The following is a 21,110-nucleotide window of genomic DNA, read 5'->3' as shown; positions in this document are numbered from 1 at the left end:
ATGTTCAACAGTGGATTCCCGCCTGCGCGGGAATGACGGCTTGTTTTGTATGCTGGCTCTTAAAGGCATGTAAAGGTCACGGCCTTGCTTAATGTAAAAGCAATTGGAAAAACTGCTTAAAAATTGTACAATCACAGCCCTTTCAAACACGGCCGCAACCATGCAAATCGGCGCATATTCCATCTATACCCCCATCGCACTCGCACCCATGGCAGGCATTACCGACAAGCCTTTCCGCCGTTTGTGCCGTGAGTTTGGCGCGGGCTGGGCGGTTTGTGAAATGGTCACCAGCGATCCCGAGTTGCGCCACACCAAAAAGACCTTGCGCCGCAGCGATTTTTCCGATGAAAACGGCACGGTGGCGGTGCAGATTCTCGGCAATGTGCCGCAAGTGATGGCCGAAGCCGCGCGTTATAATGTCGAGCTTGGCGCGCAAGTGATTGATATTAATATGGGTTGTCCTGCCAAGAAAGTGTGCAATGTGTTGGCAGGCAGCGCTTTGTTGCAAGACGAAAAACTGGTGGCCGAGATTTTGCAGGCAGTGGTGCAGGCGGTGAATGTGCCGGTGACCTTGAAAACGCGTTTGGGCTGGCACGACGACCATCAAAACCTGCTCACCATCGCCCAAATCGCCGAAGATGCCGGAATTGCAGCGTTGGCCGTGCACGGCCGCACGCGCACGCAGATGTATCAGGGCGAAGCGCGTTATGAATTGATTGCCGAAGCCAAAAGTCGTCTGAACATGCCGCTGTGGGTCAACGGCGACATCACTTCGCCGCAAAAAGCCGCTGAAGTGTTGCAGCAAACCGGTGCCGACGGCGTGATGATTGGCCGTGGCGCACAAGGCCAGCCGTGGTTGTTTCGCGATTTGAAACATTTCGCTGAACACGGCACGCTGCCTGAAGCCTTGCCATTGAAGCAATGCAGCGACACCGTGCTCGCCCATATCCGCGCCATGCACGAATTTTATGGAGAACAAAGCGGCTTAAGAATCGCGCGCAAACACATCGGCTGGTATCTCGATTCCATGCCCGAAGGCATGGAAACCCGCCGCGAAATCAACCGCTTGGATTCTGCGGCGGCACAGTATGATGCACTGGCGACTTATTTGGATAAACTGCCTGAAAAGACCGATGCTTGGGCGTGTGCTTATCGTTAAACGACAATACACCCTCAATGCCGTCTGAAACATCAAACACCCTATAAGGACAAACATGGATTTTTGGCAAGGATTTTGGCTCATTACCGGCGTACATTTTTTGGCCTGCATGTCGCCCGGCCCTGATTTTGTGTTGGTGTCACAGCAATCCTTAAGTCGCGGCCGTGCGGCAGGTTTGCTGACGGCGTTGGGCATTGCGCTGGGCTTTGGCGTGCACATCATTTATTCGGTGCTGGGTTTGGTTACTGTGGTGGCGCAATCGGCTACGTTGCTGACTGTGATTAAAATTGTCGGCGGCCTGTATCTGATTTATATCGGCTACAAAGGGCTGACGGCAAAAGCAGCGGGCGAAGTGGCCGAAATCCGTGCCGAAAAAATGGCAGCCGAGCCGGCGTGGAAAATCATTTGGCGCGGTGTGTTGTGTAATGTGCTGAACCCGAAAGCGGTGGTGTATATGCTGTCGCTGTTTACCGTGGTGTTGTCACCGACCACGCCGCTGTGGCAAATGGCGGCTTACGGTGCTTGGATGACGCTGATGCTGTTTGTCTGGTTCGGTTTGGTGGCATTGATGTTGTCGGTACCGGCAGTCAACCGCCGCTTCCAGCGTTTCGGCCATTGGATAGACCGCGTGTGCGGCGGCGCATTGGCATTATTGGGGATAAAAGTGATGAGCGGCAGCTAGTGAGGCCGTCTGAAAACAATGTGAACAGAAAAGAGCAAACGATGAAAACGCAAACAGTCGATATCGCGCAATGTGTGGCGCAAAATTTAAAACAATATTTCAAAGATTTGGCCGGTGAAACGCCAGTAGGTGTGTACGATATGGTGCTGCACCAAGTGGAAAAACCCATGCTGCAATGCGTGATGGACGAATGCAACGGCAACCAATCTAAAGCCGCCGCCATGCTGGGCTTGAACCGCAATACCTTGCGCAAAAAATTATTACAGCACGGGTTTCTGGACGATTAACATCATGAAACAGGCCGTCTGAAAACGATTATTGCGTTTTCAGACGGCCTGTTTATCATCCAAATAGATAGGGAAACCCAATGAGCATCACCATCCGCCCCATGCTGGAACAAGACATCGAACAAGTGTGGCCGCTTATGCGCGATTTGGCCGTGTTTGAACACTATATCGACAGCTTTGCCATCACGCCGCAAATCGTGAAAGAGCGCGGCTTCGACAAACAACCGCCCGATTTTCACTGCTTGGTCGCCGATTCAGACGGCCTGATCGGCGGCATGTTGGTGTATTACTTTTTAAACTACACCGCGCAAAACCAACCGGCGGTGTACATCAAAGAATTATACGTCGCCGAAAATTTCCGCAACCAAAAAATCGGTGAAAAGCTGATGCACGCTGTGTATGCCGAAGCCAAGGCCAAAGGCTGCGGCCAAATCAAATGGACTGTCGCCGCGTGGAACGATGCCGGACAACGTTTCTACCAACGCTTAGGCGCGGCCGAAGACAAGGAATGGCTGAATTATGCGTGGAAAGTCGAGTAATCAACAGGCCGTCTGAAAACAGATTTTTAGACGGCCTGTTGTGTATCGTTTGCAGCAAATTGTTTACAATTCCCACAAAAATAGCGCGGTCGATACTGCAAAAAAACGTAAAATAGGCGATAATACGGCCTGACCGATTTGCGCCGTCGCGCCCCTGTTTCAGACGGCCTCTTCAATTAACCCAACTCAAAAAGGAATCCGAATGGCAACCGTAAAACGTGCCCTGATCAGCCTGTCCGACAAAACCGGCGTGGTTGAATTTGCCCAAACCTTAACCCGACTGGGCGTGGAAATCTTGTCCACCGGCGGTACTGCGAAATTATTGGCAGACGCCGGTGTTCCCGTTATTGAAGTGGCCGACTACACCGGCTTTCCCGAAATGCTCGACGGCCGCGTGAAAACGCTGCATCCGAAAATCCACGGCGGTATTTTGGGTCGCCGCGACTTGCCTGAGCATGTCGCCAAAATGGAAGAACACGGCATCGGCAACATCGATTTGGTGTGTGTGAACCTGTATCCGTTTGCCGCCACCATCGCCAAGCCGAATTGCACGCTCGAAGATGCGATTGAAAACATCGACATCGGCGGCCCGACCATGGTGCGTTCTGCCGCGAAAAACTGGAAACACGTTGCCATCGTTACCGATACCGCTGATTTTGCCGACATCGCAGCCGAATTGGAAAACAACGGCGGCGCATTGAGCGACAAAACCCGTTTCAACCTGTCGTGCAAAGCCTTCAGCCACACCGCGCAATACGACGGCATGATTTCCAACTACCTGACCGCTTTGGCCGACGACAAATTGAGTGGCGAGCCGGAAGCGGGTGATTTCCCGAGCCAGTTCAACCAAAGCTGGATTAAAGTGCAAGACATGCGCTACGGTGAAAATCCGCACCAAAAAGCCGCATTCTACCGCGACCTGTATCCGGCTGCCGGCAGCTTGAGCGCCTACCGCCAATTGCAGGGCAAAGAATTGTCGTACAACAACATCGCCGATTCCGATGCCGCTTGGGAAGCCGTAAAATCCTTCGACCAACCGGCCTGCGTGATTGTGAAACACGCCAATCCGTGCGGCGTGGCCGTGGCCGCCAACACCTTGGATGCCTACCGTTTGGCCTATGCCACCGACACCACCAGTGCGTTTGGCGGCATCATCGCCTTCAACCGCGAAGTGGACGGCGCAACGGCGAAACAAATCACCGACAACCAATTTATGGAAGTATTGATGGCGCCGGCGTTTACCGACGAAGCCTTGGAAATCGTTGCCGCCAAGAAAAACGTACGCGTGTTGGAAGTGCCGTTGGAAGAAGGCGCGAACCAATTTGAATTGAAACGCGTCGGCGGCGGCTTGTTGGTGCAAACCCCTGACATCCACAAACTCACCGCCGCCGATTTGAAAGTCGTGACCAAACGCCAGCCGACCGAGCAAGAGCTCAACGATTTGCTGTTTGTGTGGAATGTGGCCAAATTCGTCAAATCGAATGCCATCGTGTTCGGCAAAGGCGGCCAAACCTACGGCATCGGCGCCGGCCAAATGAGCCGCGTGGATTCTACCCGCATCGCCGCCCGCAAAGCGCAAGACGCAAATCTGGAATTAAACGGTGCGTGTGCCGCATCGGATGCTTTCTTCCCGTTCCGCGACGGTATTGATGTGATTGCCGAACAAGGCATCAAAGCGATTATCCAACCGGGCGGCTCTATGCGTGATGAAGAAGTGTTCGCCGCTGCCGACGAACACGGCATCGCAATGGTGATTACCGGTGTGCGCCATTTCCGCCATTAATGTGATGTGAAAGAAAGGCCGTCTGAAAACCATTAGGTTTCAGACGGCCTTGTTGTATGTAGGGCGGGTGTAAACCCGCCATTTTGAAATGTGAATCGTGATGAAAAAGCAGTTTTGAAAATGATGGGTTAACACCCATCCTACAAAATAAAAAAAAATGCCGTCTGAAAACCCTTTCAGACGGCATGGATTGTTTGTTCTGCCTTAGAACACGTTACGCAAAATCAGGAAGCAGACTACCGAGAGCATCGCGGCAGACGGCAGGGTGATGACCCAAGCCAAGCCGATTGGTTTCATCAGTGCCCAGTTGGCGTTGCGGTTGACCAAGCCGATGCCCAATACCGCGCCGACCAGAATGTGTGTGCTCGATACCGGCAAGCCCAATAACGACGCACCCATCACCACCGAAGCGGCGGCCAATTCGGCGGTAAAGCCGGAAGCAGGGTGCATTTCGGCCAAGTTGGTGCCGACGGTTTGAATCACTTCTTTACCGATAAACCACAGGCCGACAATCAGGGCGATACCGAATGTGAGCATCGCTACGGCAGGTACAGGCGATTCGGAACCGATTTCACCGGTGCGCAACACGTCCATAATCGCGGCGAACGGACCGATGGCGTTGGCGATGTCGTTGGCGCCGTGGCTGAAAGCGAAGCCGGCGGCGGTAAACACCTGCATCCATGAGAACATCAAGAACGTGGATTTGCCCAAGTCTTTGCGTTTCAAGGTTTTGGCGTAAATAAAGGTTGCCATCCACACCGCCGCACCAATCATGCCGATCATCAGGAAGTTGCCCACTGTGCCAATGCCTAAGTGCAGGTTTTTCAAGCCTTTGAAAATCAGCATAGAAGCAATCATCATCGCGCCAACCGAAGCAATCAGCGGCACCCAAGATTGCAGCGCTTTGTAGGTATCGATGCTGTTTTTGCGGCTGTCGATTTCATGCAAACCTTTGTAGTAGGCCGATTCCAGCTCTTTCGGGTCTAAATCCGGGTCTTCATAAATCTGTACGTCACGCGCCATGGCCGAAGCGGCTTCGATTTTGTCGTGTTCGCTCAAGCGCTCGAAAGCTTCGCGGTGTTGCTCTTTATACAGTTTTTTCTCTTGCTTGATTTGTTTCAAGCGCTCATCGGCAGCGGTGTTGTAATCCAGCACATATTTTTTGATTTGCGAAAACAACACATACGACACCAATCCGCCCAATACCGGCGACAACACCCAAGAAATCGCGATTTGCGCTAAGCGGTCCCATTGCAGCAGCGAGAAAGCATCCGAACCGCTGCCCAAGAAACCCAAACACAAACCACTACCGACGATACCGCCGATAATCGAGTGGGTGGTCGATACCGGCCAGCCTTTTTTGGTGGCAAACAGCAGCCACAAAGCGGAAGCAAGCAGGGCAGACATCATGATGTAGACAAACTGCATAGGCTCCAGATCCATCGCTTTTAAGTCGATGATGCCTTTGCGGATGGTTGAAGTCACTTCGCCACCGGCAATCACTGCGCCGCTGACTTCAAAAATCGCCGCCACCAATAAGGCTTGTGTGATGGTCAGCGTACCGGCGCCAACCGATGTGCCGAACGAGTTGGCCACGTCGTTGCCGCCGATGTTAAACGCCATAAACACGCCGAACAAAGTCGCCAATAAGAACAGCATGGTGTGGTTGCCGTTGGTATAGCCCAGGCCCCATACGATAAAGTAGCCCACTGCGCCGATGAGTAATGCGGCGAATATGGCATTGATTTTTTTAACACTTGCATCAGAAGGAGCCGTGCCCATGATTTTTCCTTATAATAAAATGGAAGCAGTTGCAAAACGGTGCTACTTTAGCGATATTTTGTGACAGTTCTGTGACAATGTTAAATTTTGTTGATTGTTGTGGTTTTTAAAGGTGTTGCATTTAGTGATAAATTAGAAATTTTGATGGAAATACAAATTATTATGAAAAAATTAATGATAATAACTGTGTTAACTTTTGTGTTGGCCGGATGCAGCCATACCCACACCGGCGGCTTTTTTGGTGCGTCTAATAATGGCACGGCAGGCGGGGTGACGCAGTCTTTTCGTTGGTAATACATGATTGTAAAGGTCGTCTGAAAGGTATTTTGTTATCTAAAACACCTTTCAGACGACCTTTCTGATGTTCAGGTTTCGGATAAACCATAAAAGCGATACTAGGCTGATTTGTGACAGCTTTTTGGCATAGTTTGCGAATATTCATGAAACTTTACAATTTGCCTAAAAGTTTCCGATTCTTATTTGGCATTAAGTGCCAATAAATCAAAAAATCGAAGTTTAAATTTACGATAAAATCCGACTTTTCGTAATTTTAAACAGGCCGTCTGAAAAAGACGGGTAACAAAATGGCACAAAATCAAACACACACTTCAACATCCACTTGGCGCAGCCGCATGAGCGCGCTGGGGCCGGGTATTTTGATGGCTTCTGCGGCCATCGGCGGCTCACATTTGATTGCATCCACGCAGGCCGGTGCGCTGTATGGTTGGCAGTTGGCTTTAATCATCATCTTAACCAACTTTCTGAAATATCCGTTTTTCCGCTTCAGCGCGCACTATACCATGGATACCGGCAAGAGCTTGGTGCAGGGCTATGCCGAGAAAAGCCGTTTTTATTTATGGGTGTTTGCGCTGCTGTGTTTCGTTTCCGCAACCATCAGCACCGGCGCAGTGGCAGTGGTGACGGCGGCGATTATCAAAATGGCCTTGCCGAATCTTGGTTTGGAAACCGGCGTGATTGCGGCCTTGATTATGCTTTCTTGTTTGCTGATTCTGGTGAGCGGCCAATACCGCGCACTCGACCGCGTATCTAAAACCATTGTTGCCAGCTTGGCAGTGGCAACCGTGATTGCGGCCGGTATCGCCATGTCGCGCGGTATGCAGATGCAGCCCGACTTTATCGAGCCGACCCCGTGGACACTCGCAGGCTTGGGCTTCATCATCGCCTTGATGGGCTGGATGCCCGCGCCGATTGAGATTTCCGCGATTAACTCTTTGTGGGTGACGGAAAAACAAAAAATCCAACCGTCCAGCTACCGCGACGGCATTTTCGACTTTAACGTCGGTTTCTATACCAGCGCGGTGTTGGCGGTGGTGTTTCTGGTGTTGGGCGCGTATGTGCAATACGGCAACGGCGAAGCCGTACAAATGGCCGGCGGCAAATACATCGGCCAGTTGATTAATATGTATGCCGTGACCATCGGTGAATGGGCGCGCCCGCTGGTGGCGTTTATCGCGTTTGCCTGTATGTACGGCACCACCATCACCGTGATTGACGGCTACGCCCGCGCCGTATCCGAATCCGTGCGCCTGATCCGCCATAAAGACAGTGTGCGCAAGTGTGAATTGTTTGGCTGGTATTTGTGGGTTGCCGGTACCGGCTTGGCGCTGATTTTATGGTTCAACAGCGCGATGGCCGAGTTGCTGAAATTCGCCATGATTTCCGCGTTCTTGGCCGCACCGGTGTTCGCATGGTTGAACTATCGCTTGGTGAAAGCCGACAAAAAACACAAACTCTCCAAAGGCATGGAAGCCTTGGCGATTGTCGGTTTGATTTATCTGGTGGGTTTTGCCGTGTTGTTCCTGCTAAATTTGGGTGGGTTTTTAGGTTAAGTTGCCTAAATTGCACAAAGGCCGTCTGAACGTTCAGACGGCCTTTTGTGTATTTTTGATTGCCATCATATCAATCTGCTTTATATAATCTAAAAACAATAAGCACACAACAGGAGAAAGAATATGGATTTGAATCAAGCATTTGAAGCGTTGAAAACGCAAAACGACATCACCGTCGGCGCGGATTGGTTTCAAGGCCGTTCGCTGTTTGGCGGGGTGACGGCAGCTTTGATGTTGGTGAAATTGCAGCATATTTTGGACAAACCGCGCCGCCTGCGTTCGCTGACGGTAAATTTTGTCGGCCCCGTCAATGCTGCCGAAGCCGTGCATTTGGATGCACGCATATTGCGGGTGGGGAAGTCGGTGGTGCAGGGCGAAGTGCATTTGACGCAGGGCGGTGAGGTGTTGGCGGTGTTGCTGGCCAGTTTTGGCGAAGCGCGTGAATCAAAAGCGGTTCAGACGGCATCAACGCCTGCGCCGACATGGCAGCCGCCGCAGGGTTTGCCGATCCAACGTGATTTGGGCGGTTTGGAATTGGCGTTTTTGCATTATTTGGATTTGCGCTGGGCGCAAGGGGCGCAGGCGTTTAGCGGGGCGGAACGCGCTTCGTTTGGCGCCTATACGCGCTTTCAAAACCAACAGGGCAAGTTTACCTTGGCGCATTTGGTGGCACTGGCCGACGGTTTTCCGCCTGCACCTGCCGTATTGATTGACGGCATCGCGCCGATGAGCAGCCTGACTTGGACGCTGGAATTGCTGCACGAGCCACAAGACATCACGCTGGATGATTTCTGGCAATACGAAGTGCACACCGACTCTGCGGCGGAAGGCTACGGCCATACCGAAGCGCGGATGTGGGATAAAAACGGTGTGTTGACGCTCATCAGTCGCCAGACCGTCACCGTTTTCGCTTAAGATTTCAGGCCGTCTGAAAGGTTAAGTGACAATAATTTCATAAGTAATATGATTGATGGAGAGGCCGTCTGAAATGTTTTCAGACGGCCTTTTTATATCAATTTACATGATAATAAAATGATGAAAAATAAAGCATATTTCAACCATTTCTGTGATTTTTTAAAAATTAAATCATTTAGAATCATAAATTTAAATTAATTTTTGGGCAGATTTGTGTAAATTCTATTTGCGCGGCTTGAAATGTCAATTTAGTTGATATTATACTCAAGCCATGTTCTAACAAACACCCGAATCATATAGAGGAGAGAAATCATGTCATACGAAAACCGCTGGCAGACTGTGAAAGTGGCCGTAGAAAACCAAATCGCGTGGGTATCGTTCAACCGCCCCGACAAACGCAATGCCATGAGTCCGACGCTCAACCGCGAAATGGGCGATGTGTTGGAAGTGTTGGAGCAGGATGCCGATGTCGGCGTGGTGGTGATTACCGGCGAGGGCAGCGCGTGGACAGCGGGCATGGATTTGAAAGAGTATTTCCGCGAAACCGACGGTCTGCCGGAAATTGCCCAAGAAAAAGCCCGCCGCGAAGCGTGCAAATGGCAATGGCAGATGCTGCGTTTTTACAATAAGCCGACCATTGCAATGGTGAACGGCTGGTGTTTCGGCGGTGCATTTTCGCCGTTGGTGGCGTGCGATTTGGCGATTGCCGCCGATGAAGCCGTGTTCGGTTTGTCGGAAATCAACTGGGGCATTCCGCCGGGCAACTTGGTAAGCAAGGCAATGGCAGATACCGTCGGCCACCGTCAATCGCTGTATTACATCATGACCGGCGAAACCTTCAACGGCAAACAGGCCGCTGAAATGGGCTTGGTGAACAAGAGCGTGCCGCTGGCTGAATTGCGTGCCGAAGTGGAAAAATTATGCCAAACGCTGCTGGAGAAAAATCCGGTGGTGCTGCGTTATGCGAAAAATGGTTTCAAACGCTGCCGCGAGCTGACTTGGGATCAAAACGAAGATTATTTGTACGCCAAGCTGGATCAGTGTCTGTTCCGCGATCCGGAAGGCGGCCGTGCGGAAGGCATGCGCCAGTTCTTAGATGAAAAATCCATCAAACCGGGCTTGCAGACTTATAAACGATAAGGTTGAATAGGCAGGCCGTCTGAAACCTTTCAGACGGCCTGAGACAACAGGAGAATTTCATGAATCAAGTCAATTTGTTTATCAATGGTGAATCACGTCCGGCGGCAGACGGCCAAACATTCGAGCGTTTCGGTCCTTTAAGCGGCCAAGCAGCGACGGTGGCGGCGGCTGGTAAGGCGGCGGATGCCAATGCGGCGGTGGAAGCGGCGGCAAAAGCGTTTCCAGCTTGGGCAGCGTTGCCACCGGGCGAAAAGCGCAACCGTTTGCTGAAAGCGGCGGATTTGCTGGCTTCGCGCGCGGAAGAGTTTGTCAAAATCGGTATCGATGAGATGGGTTCGAGCGGCGCGTGGTATGGCTTTAACGTGCATTTGGCGGCCAACATGCTGCGCGATGCGGCGGGTATGGTGACGCAGATTCAAGGCAATGTGATTCCGAGCGATGTGCCGGGTCGTATGGCGATGGGTATGCGTGTGCCGTGTGGCGTGGTGGTGGGCATGGCGCCTTGGAATGCGCCGGTGATCTTGGCCACCCGTGCGCTGGCGATGCCATTGGCGTGCGGCAACACGGTGGTGTTGAAAGCATCGGAAAATTGTCCGGCCACGCATGAATTGCTGGTGCGCACCTTGAGTGAAGCCGGTTTGGGCGAAGGTGTGGTGAACTTGGTGACCCACAGCGCGGAAGATGCGCCGGAAGTGGTGTCGGCGTTGATCGCCCATCCTGCGGTAAAACGCGTCAACTTCACCGGCTCGACCCATGTCGGCAAAATCATCGCCAAACAATGCGCCGAATACCTGAAGCCAGTGGTGTTGGAATTGGGCGGCAAAGCGCCGGTGATTGTGTGCGAAGACGCTGATTTGGACGAAGCGGCCAATGCGATTGCGTTTGGCGCGTTCTTCAACCAAGGCCAAATCTGCATGAGCACCGAGCGCGTGTTGGTGCATGAAAGCGTGGCCGATGATTTGATTGGCCGTCTGAAAGCGAAAATCGACGGTTTTGTCACCGGCGATCCGCGCGAACAAGTCCACATCGCCCATGTGGAAAGCAAACGCTCGGCCGACCGCATTTTGGCCATGGTGCGCGATGCGGAAGAAAAAGGTGCGAAAGCGATTACCGAATACCAAGTCAACGGCACCGCCATCAGCCCGATTCTGCTCGACGGCATTGCGCTGGGCATGCAGCTTTACACCGAAGAATCGTTCGGTCCGGTGTGTACGCTGGAGCGCGTGAAAGACGATGAAGACGCGATTGCCAAAGCCAACGATTCCGTGTTTGGCTTGTCGGCTGCCGTGTTCAGCCGCGATTTGGGTCGTGCGATGGCGATTGCGCAGCGCATTGAAAGCGGCATTTGCCACATCAATTCGGCTACTGTTGACGATGAAGCACCGATGCCGTTTGGCGGCGTGAAAGACAGCGGTTACGGCCGCTTCGGCAGCAATGCGTCGATTAATGAATTTACCGAATTGCGTTGGATTACCGTACGGAGCACGCCGAAACATTATCCGATTTAAGCATCCATTCAGACGGCCTTGACAATAAAACCAGCGACAAACGCAACGAGGCCGTCTGAATATCAAAGCAGAGGAGAAACTGCATGAACACCACATCTTATCTCGATTATCCCATCCGTCCGGTCAAGCTGGGCGGTCATGAAGTGGACGTGCGCGAAGAGGGCGGCACGTTTTACATCCATCCCAAAGAAACCTTAAAACCTTATCCCGAAGTCTTGTCGCAGCGTTTGTATGAAAACGCCGAAAAATACCCCGACCGCGTGTTTGTCGCCCGCCGAGGTGCAGACGGCCAATGGCAGAAATACACCTACGCGCAAACGCTGCAAGCCGTGCGTAATATTGCCCAAGCCTTGATGCCGTATCAATTGTGTGCCGAGCGGCCGCTGATGATTTTGTCGGAAAACTCCATCGAAACTTTCCTGCTCAATTTCGGCGCGATGGTGGCGGGCATGCCGCATGCCTATGTGGCGCCGGCTTATTCGCTGGTGGCCAACAGTCCCGACAAGCTGCGCCATGTGATTGACACGCTCACACCGGGCATGTTTTTTGCGGGCGACGGCAAAGGTTTCAGACGGCATCTGGAAGCCTGTGGCCAGCTCGACAAACCGATTATCACCACTACCGGCGATTTAGACGGCCATGCCTGCCTGAAATTTGAGGATTTTCTCAATACGCCGGCCACCGATGAAGTGGAGCAGCGTCACGCGCAGATTCAGGCTGACGATATTGCCAAATTCCTGTTTACTTCCGGTTCGACCTCGTTGCCGAAAGTGGTGCCGACTACGCACAGAATGTTGTGTAGCAACCAGCAAATGCTGCGCCAAACCTTGGCCGTGATGGAAGACGAGCCGCCGGTATTGGTGGATTGGTTGAGCTGGCATCACACTTTTGGCGGCAGCCACAATTTAGGCATTGTGCTGTACAACGCCGGCACGTTCTACATCGACGACGGCCGCCCGACGCCTGAGCGCTTCCCCGAAACCATCCGCAACCTGAAAGAAATTTCACCGACCATGTATCTGAATGTGCCGGTGGCGTGGGCGCAACTGGCCAATGCCTTGCAAGACGATGCCCAATTGCGCGACACCTTCTTTAAAAACGTGAAGCTGTTTTTCTTTGCCGGTGCGGCTTTGTCGCAAGATTTGTGGCAGAAGCTTTCCGACATCAGCTACGCACATTGCGGCGAACGCATCCGCATTATGGCCGGTTTGGGCATGACCGAAACCTCGCCATCCTGCACATTCACCACCGGGCCGTCGAATTTGGAGGCCGGTTTTGTCGGTTTTCCTGCACCGGGCTGCGAAGTGAAGCTGGTGCCGATTGAAGACAAACTCGAAATGCGTGTGCGTGGTCCGCATGTGATGCGCGGCTATTGGCGGCACGAAACACCGCGCGGCAGCTTTGACGAAGAAGGCTTCTACTGCACCGGCGATGCCGTGCGCCTGCTCAATCCCGACAGCATCGAAGACGGTTTGGTGTACGACGGCCGCATCGCCGAAGACTTCAAACTGATGACCGGTACATTCGTCAATGTGGGCGAATTGCGCAACCGCATTCTGATTCACGGCAACGAGTTGATTGAAGACGTGGTGTTGGTGGGCGAGGGCAAAGACGAAATCGGCGTGTTGGCTTTCCCGAAACCGACCGTTACCCGCCGCAAAAGCGGTTTGCCCGATGCCGATTGGCACGATGTCTTGTTGAGCGAACCGGTGCAGCAATGGTTTGCAGAGTTTATGACCAGAATCAACAAGGGCTACAGCGCCAGCTCGAAACGCATTGCGCGGCTGTATCTGATGGAAGAGGCTGCCGACAGCGCCGTGGGCGAGAAAACTGACAAAGGCAATCTGAACCAGCGTTTGTTGCGCAACCGCCGTGCGCAGGAAATCGAAGCCTTGTATGGCAGTGCGGAAGATCCGTTCCGCTTTGTGGCACCGTGAATTTTTTCAGACGGCCTTGAGATTTGTTATAAGGCCGTCTGAAAAATAAAACCAAAATAAATCAATAAATATATGAAATACAAGGAGAACATGATGTCAACTGAGGGAAAAACCATACAAAACAGTGCCAAAATCACGTTGGCGCTGTGTTTTATTCTGGCGCTGATGGAAGGCTTCGACCTGCAATCGATGGGCGTGGCCGCACCGATGATGCGCGAAGCCTTCCAGCTTGACCCGAAGCAGTTGGGTTGGGCGTTTTCGGCGGCAACGTTGGGCACGCTGCCGGGCGCGTTGTTGGCCGGTAAATTGGCCGATATGTATGGCCGCAAGCCGATTTTGATTGCCAACACGGTTTTGTTCGGCATCATGTCGGTGTTGACGGCGCATGCTTATTCTTTTCCACTGCTGCTGGGCGCGCGTTTCTTAACCGGTTTGGGTTTGGGCGGTGCGCTGCCGATTCTGATTACCATGGCCACGGAAGCGGTGAATCCGAAATGGCGTGGCACGGCGGTGAGCATCATGTATTGCGGCGTGCCGGCCGGCGGCATCATCACGTCGCTGGTGGCGATTTCTATGGCCAAGCAATTCGGTTGGGAATCGATTTTCTACGTCGGCGGTTTCGCGCCGTTGTTGTTGGTGCCGATTATTTGGTTTTGGCTGCCGGAATCGAAAGCCTATCTGCAAAGCAAACTGGAAGCCGAGCAGCGCAGCTTTTCCATCGGCCATATTTTGTTCGGTGAAGGGCGTATTTTCGGCACGCTGCAATTGTGGGTGAGCTTTTTCTGCACGCTGATTGTGCTGTATGTGTTGCTCAACTGGCTGCCGACGCTGTTTGCCAACCAAAATTTCAGTCGCGAAGAAATTAACTATGTGCAAATCGGCTTTAACGTCGGCGGCGTGATTGGCACGCTGGTGTTGGGCTTGTTCTTGGACAAACTCAATATCAAAGCCGTGGTGGTGTTAATTTATGCCGGTATGCTGGCCGCGCTGTATGCGCTCTCGTCCAGCAGCGAATTGGGCAGCATCATCGCCGCGACTTTGGCTTGCGGTATGTTCATCATCGGCGGACAAGGTACGCTCTACGCATTGGCCGGTATGTTTTATCCGGCGGCCATCCGCGGCACTGGCGTGGGTACGGCGGTGGCAGTCGGTCGTGCCGGTTCGTTTGCCGGTCCGATTTTGGCAGGTTTGATTTTAGGCGCGGGGCAATCGAGTTCGGCCGTGATCAGCGCCGCCATTCCGGTGATTGCCGTGGCTTTTGTCAGCGCGTTTATCTTGGTGTTGCGCTTTAAGAAAACACAAGACGCCAAAGCTTAATGCCCCGGCCTGTTTTCAGACGGCCTTCAGCATAGAAAGGCCGTCTGAAAAGCAGTAAGATACGGGCTTTGAAACACGGGATTACGGAGTGACGGCTATGAAAAATGAATCATGGGAAGACACCGCCAACCAGCCGACCGTCAGCTACAACATCGGCCGCCTTGACCGCTTGGTCAACCAGCAGTTAAGCGAAGCCTTGAAGCCATTGGGCGTGAGTCTGCCGCAATTTACCATGCTGTCGAATCTTCAGCGGCGCGGTGCCACGGCCAATGCCGCGCTGGCTGCCCGCTCGTTCATCTCACCGCAGGCCGCCAATCAGATTGTGAATACCATGGTGGAACACAATTGGGTGACCAAACGCAACGACCCCAATCACGGCCGCATGGTGCTGATTGAGTTGACCGACACAGGCCGCGAAGTGTTCTCCCGCTGTATGAAAGAAGCGGCAGCGTTTGAAGCCAAAATGCTGCAAGGGCTGACACCCGAAAGCGTGATTATGCTTAAAGCCACGGTGCAGCGGCTGTTGGATAATTTGCGCGACGATTAATACAGGCCGTCTGAAAGATCAATTCATTTTCAGACGGCCTCGATAAAAAATACAGAGAAAATCAATAAAGGAGAAACGATGTTAGGCACAATCATCGCTATAGTTTGTTTGGCCGCACTGGCATTTTTCAGCGCACCGTTGTGGCTGTGGGTTGCTGTGGGCGCATTGGGTTTGCTCACGGGCGTGTTCGCATGGTGGTTTGCATTGCCGTGGCTGGCGGTGTGTGCGCTGTTGGGCGTGGCATCGCTGCGGATGAAATTTGTCAGCCGTCCGGCATTTAAGCTGTTTAAAAACATTCTGCCGCCTTTGTCGGCTACCGAACAGGCCGCCATCGATGCCGGCACAGTATGGTGGGATGCGGAAATTTTCAACGGCAAACCGGATTGGCGCAAATTATCCGGCTATCGCGACCCGAAATTAACCGAAGAAGAACAATCCTTTATCGATAACGAAACCGAAACCTTGTGCCAAATGCTCAATGATTGGCGCTTTACCCATCACGATAAGGATTTGCCGCCTGAAGTGTGGCAGTATGTGAAAGATCAGGGCTTTATCGCCATGATTATCGACAAAAAATACGGCGGCAAACAATTCTCGCATTATGCCCATGCCAAAGTGGCGACCAAAATCGCCAGCCGCAGCCCGGCCGCGGCTTATATGATTATGTTGCCCAACTCTTTAGGGCCTGCGGAATTAATTCAGCACTACGGCACCGACGAGCAAAAAGACTACTACCTGCCGCGCTTGGCGAAAGGCATTGATATGCCGTGTTTCGCGCTGACCAGCCCGTGGGCAGGCTCGGACGCGGGCGCGATTCCGGATACCGGTTTCGTGTGTTACGGTAGCTACACCGACCCGCGCGACGGCTCGCATCATGAAAACGTATTGGGCGTGCGCGTGAGCTTTGAAAAACGCTGGATTACCATGGCGCCGATTGCCACGGTGATTGGTTTGGCGTTCAAATTGCGCGATCCGGAAGGTTTGCTCGGCAGCAAGGAAGACATCGGCATCACCTGCGCCCTGCTGCCGACCGCGATGGAAGGTTTGCATCACCAACGCCGCCATTACCCGAACGAAACACCGTTTTGGAACGGGCCGGTGTGGGGCAAAGACATTTTCTTCCCGCTGGAATGGATTATCGGCGGCCGTGATTACGCCGGTCAGGGCTGGCGCATGTTGATGGAATGTTTGTCTATCGGCCGCTGCATTTCGCTGCCGTCGCAATCGGTGGGCAATGCCAAACACGCGGCATGGACGACTTCCGCATGGGTCGGCATCCGCCAGCAATTTGGTTTGCCGATTGGTAAATTCGAAGGCGTGGCCGACGCCTTGGCGCGCATCGGCGGCCACACTTACCAAATGGAAGCCACGCAAGACTTGGCCTTGACCGGCTTGGATTTGGGTGAAAATCCATCGGTGATTTCCGCCATGGTGAAATTCAATAATACCGAACGCCTGCGCAAAGTGATGAACGATGCCATGGATATTCATGGTGGCCGCGCCGTAGTCGGCGGGCCGCGCAACTATCTGGCTTCGATGTACAACGCCGTGCCGATCGGCATCACGGTGGAAGGCGCCAACATTTTGACCCGCTGCCTGATGATTTTCGGGCAGGGCGCATTCCGCTGCCATCATCATGTGCTGACCGAAATCAACGCGCTGCAAAAAGACGATGTGAACGCGTTTGACCAAGCGTTTCAGCAACACTTAGGCCAAAGCGCATCCAATGCCGCTCGCAGCTTTGTGTTTGGCATCACCAACGGCGGCGGCTATGCACCAAACAGCCCACTGGCTTTTGCCTACAAACGGCTCAACCGCTTGAGCGCGGCGTTTGCCTTTGCGGCTGACGTGGCGATGTTGAGCTTGGGCGGTGATTTGAAACGCCGCGAAAGCCTGTCCGGCCGCTTGGCCGATGCGTTTTCCAATCTATACATCGCCTCGGCCTGCTTGAAACGCTTCGAGCGCGAAGGCAGCCGTGAAGCCGATTTGCCCATCGCCGAATACGCCGTGCGTTTGGCTTTATATGAAGCAGAACAAGCCTTGTCCGGCTTGGTGCAAAACCTGCCGAACCGCTGCGCCGCCTTGCTCTTGCGCGTGGTGATGTTTCCATTGGGCAAACGCGAAAGCGCGCCGAAAGACAAGCTGGTGCATCAAGTGGCCGCCGATATGCAGCAGCACGGCGAAACACTCGAGCGCTTGACCCGCTTCCGTTTCCATCCGCAAGGCGATGTCGAAAATGCCGATGAGCCGTTGGCCGTGTTGAAACCGGCAATGGAGGCCGTGCGCCAAACATCCAAGCTGGAACAAGCCTTGCGTAAAGCCGAAGCCAAAGGCCAGCTCACTGCTGAAACGCCGTCTGAAAAAATCAGCGAAGCAGTCGAAAAAGGCTTGATTACCGCCGAACAAGGCGACCAAATCCGCGAAGCCCGCCGCTTGGTGAAAATCGCGATTACGGTGGACGATTTTGATATGGAATTGAACGAAGCCAATCCGAAACCGTTTGAATTTAGGGTGTTTTGATTGGTGAGGTTGATTAGAGGCCGTCTGAATTTTGGTTTCAGACGGCCTTTGATTATGCTTATGCTTTTTTAGGTGATGAATATGTTTAATGGTTATTTGTCACGCTTATAATTGCTTTTTATAATGCAGACAAATTGATTTTTCAGACGGCCTCGAGCAATGAATTGGGATTATGTGATAAATGCGATACCGCGCTTTGTCGATGCGGCACAGCTTACTTTGCTGCTGTCGCTTTACGGCGTGGTGTTGTCGGTGTTGGTCGGTTTGGCGGTGGCGGTATGCATGGTATACCGTGTGCCGGTGCTGGCCGCCCTTTGCCGCGGCTATATTGAATTGTCGCGCAATACGCCTTTGCTGATTCAGCTTTTTTTTCTGTATTACGGCTTGCCTAAAATCGGGATTAAGTGGGACGGCTTCACCTGTGGTGTGATTGCGCTGGTGTTTTTGGGCGGCAGCTACATGGCCGAAGCTTTGCGTGCCGGTTTGCAGGCGGTATCCAAAGGTCAGGTAGAGGCAGCCAAAGCGGTAGGCTTACGCGGCGGTCAAATTTTCCGTTATGTGGTGTTGCCGCAGGCATGGGCGGTGGCCTTGCCGGCGGTGGGTGCGAATGTGCTGTTTTTGGTAAAAGAAACGTCTGTGGTCAGCGCGGTGGCGGTGGCTGAATTGATGTTTTTAACCAAAGATATTATCGGCATGGATTATAAAACCAATGAAGCCCTGTTTTTATTGTTTGTCAGCTATTTGGTGATTTTGCTGCCGTTGTCGCTGTGGGCACGCCATTTGGAAAATAAGATGCGGAGGGCGCAATATGGGGTTTGATTGGCTTTGGGAAGGACAAAACCTCCAGCGTCTGGGAGCAGGCTTGTGGCTCACGGCGAAGATTTCGTTTATTTCTGTGGGTTTGTCGTTGGTATTGGGTACGCTGTTTGGCTTGCTCATGCGGGTTAAGCAGCCGCTGGTTCGCGCGCTGTGCCGCTTTTATTTGGAAACCGTGCGGATCGTGCCGATTTTGGTGTGGTTGTTTGTTTTATATTTCGGTTTGTCGGAATGGACAGGTATTCACCTTGATGGTTTGTGGGTGTGTGTTTGGGTCTTCGTTTTGTGGGGGACGGCCGAAATGGGCGACTTGGTGCGCGGTGCCTTAGATTCGATAGACAAACACCAAATCGAAGCGGCCAAGGCATTGGCGTTGAAGCCGCATCAGGTGTTTGCCTATGTGGAAGTGCCGCAGGGATTGAGAAGGGTATTGCCGGGTGCGATTAATCTGTTTACCCGTATGGTGAAAACCAGTTCGTTGGCCGCTTTGATCGGTGTGATCGAAGTGGTAAAAGTCGGCCAACAAATTATTGAAAATACACTGCTCACCCAGCCTGATGCGTCACTTTGGGTGTATGGATTGATTTTTATCTTGTATTTTGTGGTGTGTTATCCCTTGTCGCTGCTGGCATCGGCATTAGAACGCCGCTGGGAGGGTTGAAATGGCCTTGTTGTCGATTAAAAATTTGCATAAACGCTACGGTGAAACGGTTGCCATTCGTGACTTGAGTTTGGATTTACACAAAGGCGAAGTGGTGGTGATTTTGGGCCCTTCGGGCTGCGGTAAATCCACATTGTTGCGCTGTGTCAACGGTTTGGAGCCTTATCAGGGCGGCACGATTGAAATGAAGGGTTTAGGAACCTTCGGGTGTGATGTGGCTTGGGAAGCGGCACGTCAGAAAGTGGGCATGGTGTTTCAAAGCTATGAACTCTTTTCGCACATGAATGTTATCGATAATATTCTGCTTGGTCCCGTTAAAGCACAAGGCCGCAAACGTGAAGAAGCCGAAGCGCAGGCCGATAAATTGTTGCAGCGTGTGGGTTTGTATGAGCGCAAAACGGCTTTCCCGCGCGAACTTTCCGGCGGTCAAAAACAGCGTATCGCCATTGTGCGTGCGCTGTGTATGAATCCTGAAGCAATTTTGCTGGATGAAATCACCGCTGCACTTGATCCTGAAATGGTGCGTGAAGTATTGGATGTTGTGCTCGGTTTGGCAAAAGAAGGCATGAGCATGCTGATTGTTACGCATGAAATGGGCTTTGCCGAGCAAGTGGCCGACCGTATTGTATTTATGGACAAAGGCGAAATTGTTGAGCAAAACACGCCACAGGATTTTTTCAGACAGCCTCAAAGCGAGCGTGCCCGCCAGTTTCTCAACATCATGAATTACAACCAGCATTGATTTTTCAACCGAATATTTCTTATTCAACAAAGGAGTAAATATGAATATCAGCAAAACTTTATCATGGACGGCCGCGGCCGTATTGGGTTTGAGTTTAACCGCGTGCGGTGGTTCGGAGCCGAAAGCACAAGCACCGCAAGGTGACGCTCAGAACGACGGTTTGGCAGCGATTAAACAAGCCGACAAAATCCGCATCGGTGTATTTGGCGACAAGCCTCCGTTTGGCTATATTGATGCCAACGGCAAAAATCAGGGCTTTGACGTGGAAATCGCGAAAGAGCTGGGTAAAGATTTATTGGGCAGTGAAGACAAAGTTGAATTTGTATTGACCGAAGCGGCCAACCGTGTGGAATATTTGAAATCAGGCAAAGTCGATCTGATTTTGGCTAATTTCACCCAAACACCTGAGCGCGCCGAAGTGGTGGATTTTGCCGCACCTTACATGCAGGTTGCTTTGGGTGTGGTGTCTCCGAAAAATGCGCCGATTACCGATGTGGCTCAGTTAAAAGATCAAACGTTATTGGTGAATAAAGGGACTACTGCCGACGCTTATTTCACTAAAAACCACTCGGAAATCAAGTTGTTGAAATTCGACCAAAATACCGAAACCTTTGATGCGCTCAAAGACGGCCGCGGTGTCGGCTTGGCGCACGACAATGCGTTATTGTGGGCGTGGGCAAAAGAAAATCCGAATTATGAAGTGGCCATTGCTAAAATCGGCGAACCTGAAAACATTGCTCCGGCCGTGCGTAAAGGCGACAAAGCCTTGTTAGATTGGGTGAACACCGAAATCGCCAATCTGAAACAAGACGGCCGTCTGAAACAGGCTTACGAAAAAACGTTGATGCCGGTATATGGCGATAAAGTGAAACCGGAAGAATTACTGGCACCTTAATGGTGATTGTTTGATTCGAAGGATTGAAGG

At 52.3% G+C, this 21,110-nt stretch carries 19 protein-coding genes; 18 read left to right on the top strand and 1 reads right to left on the bottom strand.

Annotation, left to right across the window (positions count from 1 at the left end; all coding sequences use genetic code 11):
- Positions 1 to 160: 160 nt before the first annotated feature.
- The 5 genes from dusB (at position 161) to purH (ending at position 4,450) form a co-directional block, all read left to right on the top strand.
- Positions 161 to 1,159 carry a tRNA dihydrouridine synthase DusB gene (gene dusB, locus ACM67B_RS09160; RefSeq protein WP_416189355.1) on the top strand — a complete coding sequence of 333 codons (999 nt, stop codon included), beginning with the start codon at positions 161 to 163 and terminating at the stop codon, positions 1,157 to 1,159.
- A gap of 55 nt (positions 1,160 to 1,214) precedes the next feature.
- Complete coding sequence (locus tag ACM67B_RS09155; RefSeq protein WP_416189354.1) at positions 1,215 to 1,841, top strand: LysE family transporter; 627 nt, start codon at positions 1,215 to 1,217, stop codon at positions 1,839 to 1,841.
- A gap of 41 nt (positions 1,842 to 1,882) precedes the next feature.
- Complete coding sequence (locus tag ACM67B_RS09150) at positions 1,883 to 2,128, top strand: Fis family transcriptional regulator (RefSeq protein WP_416189353.1); 246 nt, start codon at positions 1,883 to 1,885, stop codon at positions 2,126 to 2,128.
- 80 nt (positions 2,129 to 2,208) lie between these two features.
- A complete protein-coding gene (locus ACM67B_RS09145) occupies positions 2,209 to 2,667 on the top strand; it encodes a GNAT family N-acetyltransferase (RefSeq protein ID WP_416189352.1) in 459 nt (152 codons plus the stop codon).
- Positions 2,668 to 2,869: 202 nt separating this feature from the next.
- Complete coding sequence (purH, locus tag ACM67B_RS09140) at positions 2,870 to 4,450, top strand: bifunctional phosphoribosylaminoimidazolecarboxamide formyltransferase/IMP cyclohydrolase (RefSeq protein ID WP_416189351.1); 1,581 nt, start codon at positions 2,870 to 2,872, stop codon at positions 4,448 to 4,450.
- A gap of 204 nt (positions 4,451 to 4,654) precedes the next feature.
- Here the strand turns inward: purH and ACM67B_RS09135 are convergent, their stop codons facing one another.
- Positions 4,655 to 6,232, bottom strand: coding sequence for an inorganic phosphate transporter (locus ACM67B_RS09135; RefSeq protein WP_416189350.1), 1,578 nt, complete (start codon positions 6,230 to 6,232; stop codon positions 4,655 to 4,657).
- An 87-nt stretch (positions 6,233 to 6,319) separates the two neighbouring features.
- Between ACM67B_RS09135 and ACM67B_RS09130 the strand changes: the two genes are divergently transcribed.
- The 13 genes from ACM67B_RS09130 to ACM67B_RS09070 all read left to right on the top strand — a co-directional run bounded on the left by ACM67B_RS09130 (position 6,320) and on the right by ACM67B_RS09070 (position 21,080).
- Complete coding sequence (locus tag ACM67B_RS09130) at positions 6,320 to 6,526, top strand: hypothetical protein (protein WP_416189349.1); 207 nt, start codon at positions 6,320 to 6,322, stop codon at positions 6,524 to 6,526.
- 290 nt (positions 6,527 to 6,816) lie between these two features.
- Entirely contained in the window at positions 6,817 to 8,082 is a 1,266-nt protein-coding gene (locus ACM67B_RS09125; protein ID WP_416189348.1) for an Nramp family divalent metal transporter, read from the top strand.
- A 123-nt stretch (positions 8,083 to 8,205) separates the two neighbouring features.
- Positions 8,206 to 8,997, top strand: coding sequence for an acyl-CoA thioesterase (locus ACM67B_RS09120; protein WP_416189347.1), 792 nt, complete (start codon positions 8,206 to 8,208; stop codon positions 8,995 to 8,997).
- Positions 8,998 to 9,309: 312 nt separating this feature from the next.
- Positions 9,310 to 10,137 (top strand): p-hydroxycinnamoyl CoA hydratase/lyase, encoded by an 828-nt coding sequence (locus ACM67B_RS09115; RefSeq protein ID WP_095501967.1) that lies wholly within the window; start codon positions 9,310 to 9,312, stop codon positions 10,135 to 10,137.
- A gap of 59 nt (positions 10,138 to 10,196) precedes the next feature.
- Positions 10,197 to 11,645 carry an aldehyde dehydrogenase gene (locus ACM67B_RS09110; protein ID WP_416189346.1) on the top strand — a complete coding sequence of 483 codons (1,449 nt, stop codon included), beginning with the start codon at positions 10,197 to 10,199 and terminating at the stop codon, positions 11,643 to 11,645.
- A gap of 83 nt (positions 11,646 to 11,728) precedes the next feature.
- Complete coding sequence (locus tag ACM67B_RS09105) at positions 11,729 to 13,582, top strand: feruloyl-CoA synthase (RefSeq protein ID WP_416189345.1); 1,854 nt, start codon at positions 11,729 to 11,731, stop codon at positions 13,580 to 13,582.
- 90 nt (positions 13,583 to 13,672) lie between these two features.
- A complete protein-coding gene (mhpT, locus tag ACM67B_RS09100) occupies positions 13,673 to 14,899 on the top strand; it encodes a 3-(3-hydroxy-phenyl)propionate transporter MhpT (RefSeq protein WP_416189344.1) in 1,227 nt (408 codons plus the stop codon).
- 97 nt (positions 14,900 to 14,996) lie between these two features.
- Positions 14,997 to 15,446 carry a MarR family winged helix-turn-helix transcriptional regulator gene (locus tag ACM67B_RS09095; protein ID WP_416189343.1) on the top strand — a complete coding sequence of 150 codons (450 nt, stop codon included), beginning with the start codon at positions 14,997 to 14,999 and terminating at the stop codon, positions 15,444 to 15,446.
- Between the two features lie 78 nt (positions 15,447 to 15,524).
- Positions 15,525 to 17,966 (top strand): acyl-CoA dehydrogenase, encoded by a 2,442-nt coding sequence (locus tag ACM67B_RS09090; RefSeq protein ID WP_416189342.1) that lies wholly within the window; start codon positions 15,525 to 15,527, stop codon positions 17,964 to 17,966.
- A 159-nt stretch (positions 17,967 to 18,125) separates the two neighbouring features.
- Positions 18,126 to 18,785 (top strand): amino acid ABC transporter permease, encoded by a 660-nt coding sequence (locus tag ACM67B_RS09085; protein ID WP_416189341.1) that lies wholly within the window; start codon positions 18,126 to 18,128, stop codon positions 18,783 to 18,785.
- On the top strand, positions 18,775 to 19,443 hold the full coding sequence (locus ACM67B_RS09080; RefSeq protein ID WP_416189340.1) for an amino acid ABC transporter permease: 669 nt from the start codon (positions 18,775 to 18,777) through the stop codon (positions 19,441 to 19,443). The genes ACM67B_RS09085 and ACM67B_RS09080 overlap by 11 nt, the downstream gene beginning before the upstream one ends.
- Position 19,444: 1 nt before the next feature.
- A complete protein-coding gene (locus ACM67B_RS09075) occupies positions 19,445 to 20,185 on the top strand; it encodes an amino acid ABC transporter ATP-binding protein (RefSeq protein ID WP_416189339.1) in 741 nt (246 codons plus the stop codon).
- Positions 20,186 to 20,225: 40 nt separating this feature from the next.
- A complete protein-coding gene (locus tag ACM67B_RS09070) occupies positions 20,226 to 21,080 on the top strand; it encodes a cysteine ABC transporter substrate-binding protein (protein ID WP_416189338.1) in 855 nt (284 codons plus the stop codon).
- Positions 21,081 to 21,110 lie beyond the last annotated feature (30 nt).

It is taken from the genome of Neisseria sp. CCUG17229, assembly GCF_047839235.1.
GTDB lineage: Bacteria > Pseudomonadota > Gammaproteobacteria > Burkholderiales > Neisseriaceae > Neisseria > Neisseria brasiliensis.
Note: the sequence above shows the minus strand (reverse complement) of the source record. Positions and strands in the feature narration are given on the sequence as shown.

Excerpts from the sequence above, each read along its gene's own strand:
- ACM67B_RS09095 (WP_416189343.1), top strand. The coding sequence starts at position 14,997 with ATGAAAAATGAATCATGGGAAGACACCGCCAACCAGCCGACCGTCAGC.
- ACM67B_RS09125 (WP_416189348.1), top strand. The coding sequence starts at position 6,817 with ATGGCACAAAATCAAACACACACTTCAACATCCACTTGGCGCAGCCGC.
- ACM67B_RS09145 (WP_416189352.1), top strand. The coding sequence starts at position 2,209 with ATGAGCATCACCATCCGCCCCATGCTGGAACAAGACATCGAACAAGTG.
- ACM67B_RS09090 (WP_416189342.1), top strand. The coding sequence starts at position 15,525 with ATGTTAGGCACAATCATCGCTATAGTTTGTTTGGCCGCACTGGCATTT.
- ACM67B_RS09075 (WP_416189339.1), top strand. The coding sequence starts at position 19,445 with ATGGCCTTGTTGTCGATTAAAAATTTGCATAAACGCTACGGTGAAACG.
- ACM67B_RS09085 (WP_416189341.1), top strand. The coding sequence starts at position 18,126 with ATGAATTGGGATTATGTGATAAATGCGATACCGCGCTTTGTCGATGCG.
- ACM67B_RS09115 (WP_095501967.1), top strand. The coding sequence starts at position 9,310 with ATGTCATACGAAAACCGCTGGCAGACTGTGAAAGTGGCCGTAGAAAAC.
- mhpT (WP_416189344.1), top strand. The coding sequence starts at position 13,673 with ATGATGTCAACTGAGGGAAAAACCATACAAAACAGTGCCAAAATCACG.
- ACM67B_RS09110 (WP_416189346.1), top strand. The coding sequence starts at position 10,197 with ATGAATCAAGTCAATTTGTTTATCAATGGTGAATCACGTCCGGCGGCA.
- ACM67B_RS09150 (WP_416189353.1), top strand. The coding sequence starts at position 1,883 with ATGAAAACGCAAACAGTCGATATCGCGCAATGTGTGGCGCAAAATTTA.
- ACM67B_RS09105 (WP_416189345.1), top strand. The coding sequence starts at position 11,729 with ATGAACACCACATCTTATCTCGATTATCCCATCCGTCCGGTCAAGCTG.
- ACM67B_RS09155 (WP_416189354.1), top strand. The coding sequence starts at position 1,215 with ATGGATTTTTGGCAAGGATTTTGGCTCATTACCGGCGTACATTTTTTG.
- dusB (WP_416189355.1), top strand. The coding sequence starts at position 161 with ATGCAAATCGGCGCATATTCCATCTATACCCCCATCGCACTCGCACCC.
- ACM67B_RS09080 (WP_416189340.1), top strand. The coding sequence starts at position 18,775 with ATGGGGTTTGATTGGCTTTGGGAAGGACAAAACCTCCAGCGTCTGGGA.
- ACM67B_RS09135 (WP_416189350.1), bottom strand. The coding sequence starts at position 6,232 with ATGGGCACGGCTCCTTCTGATGCAAGTGTTAAAAAAATCAATGCCATA.
- ACM67B_RS09120 (WP_416189347.1), top strand. The coding sequence starts at position 8,206 with ATGGATTTGAATCAAGCATTTGAAGCGTTGAAAACGCAAAACGACATC.
- purH (WP_416189351.1), top strand. The coding sequence starts at position 2,870 with ATGGCAACCGTAAAACGTGCCCTGATCAGCCTGTCCGACAAAACCGGC.
- ACM67B_RS09070 (WP_416189338.1), top strand. The coding sequence starts at position 20,226 with ATGAATATCAGCAAAACTTTATCATGGACGGCCGCGGCCGTATTGGGT.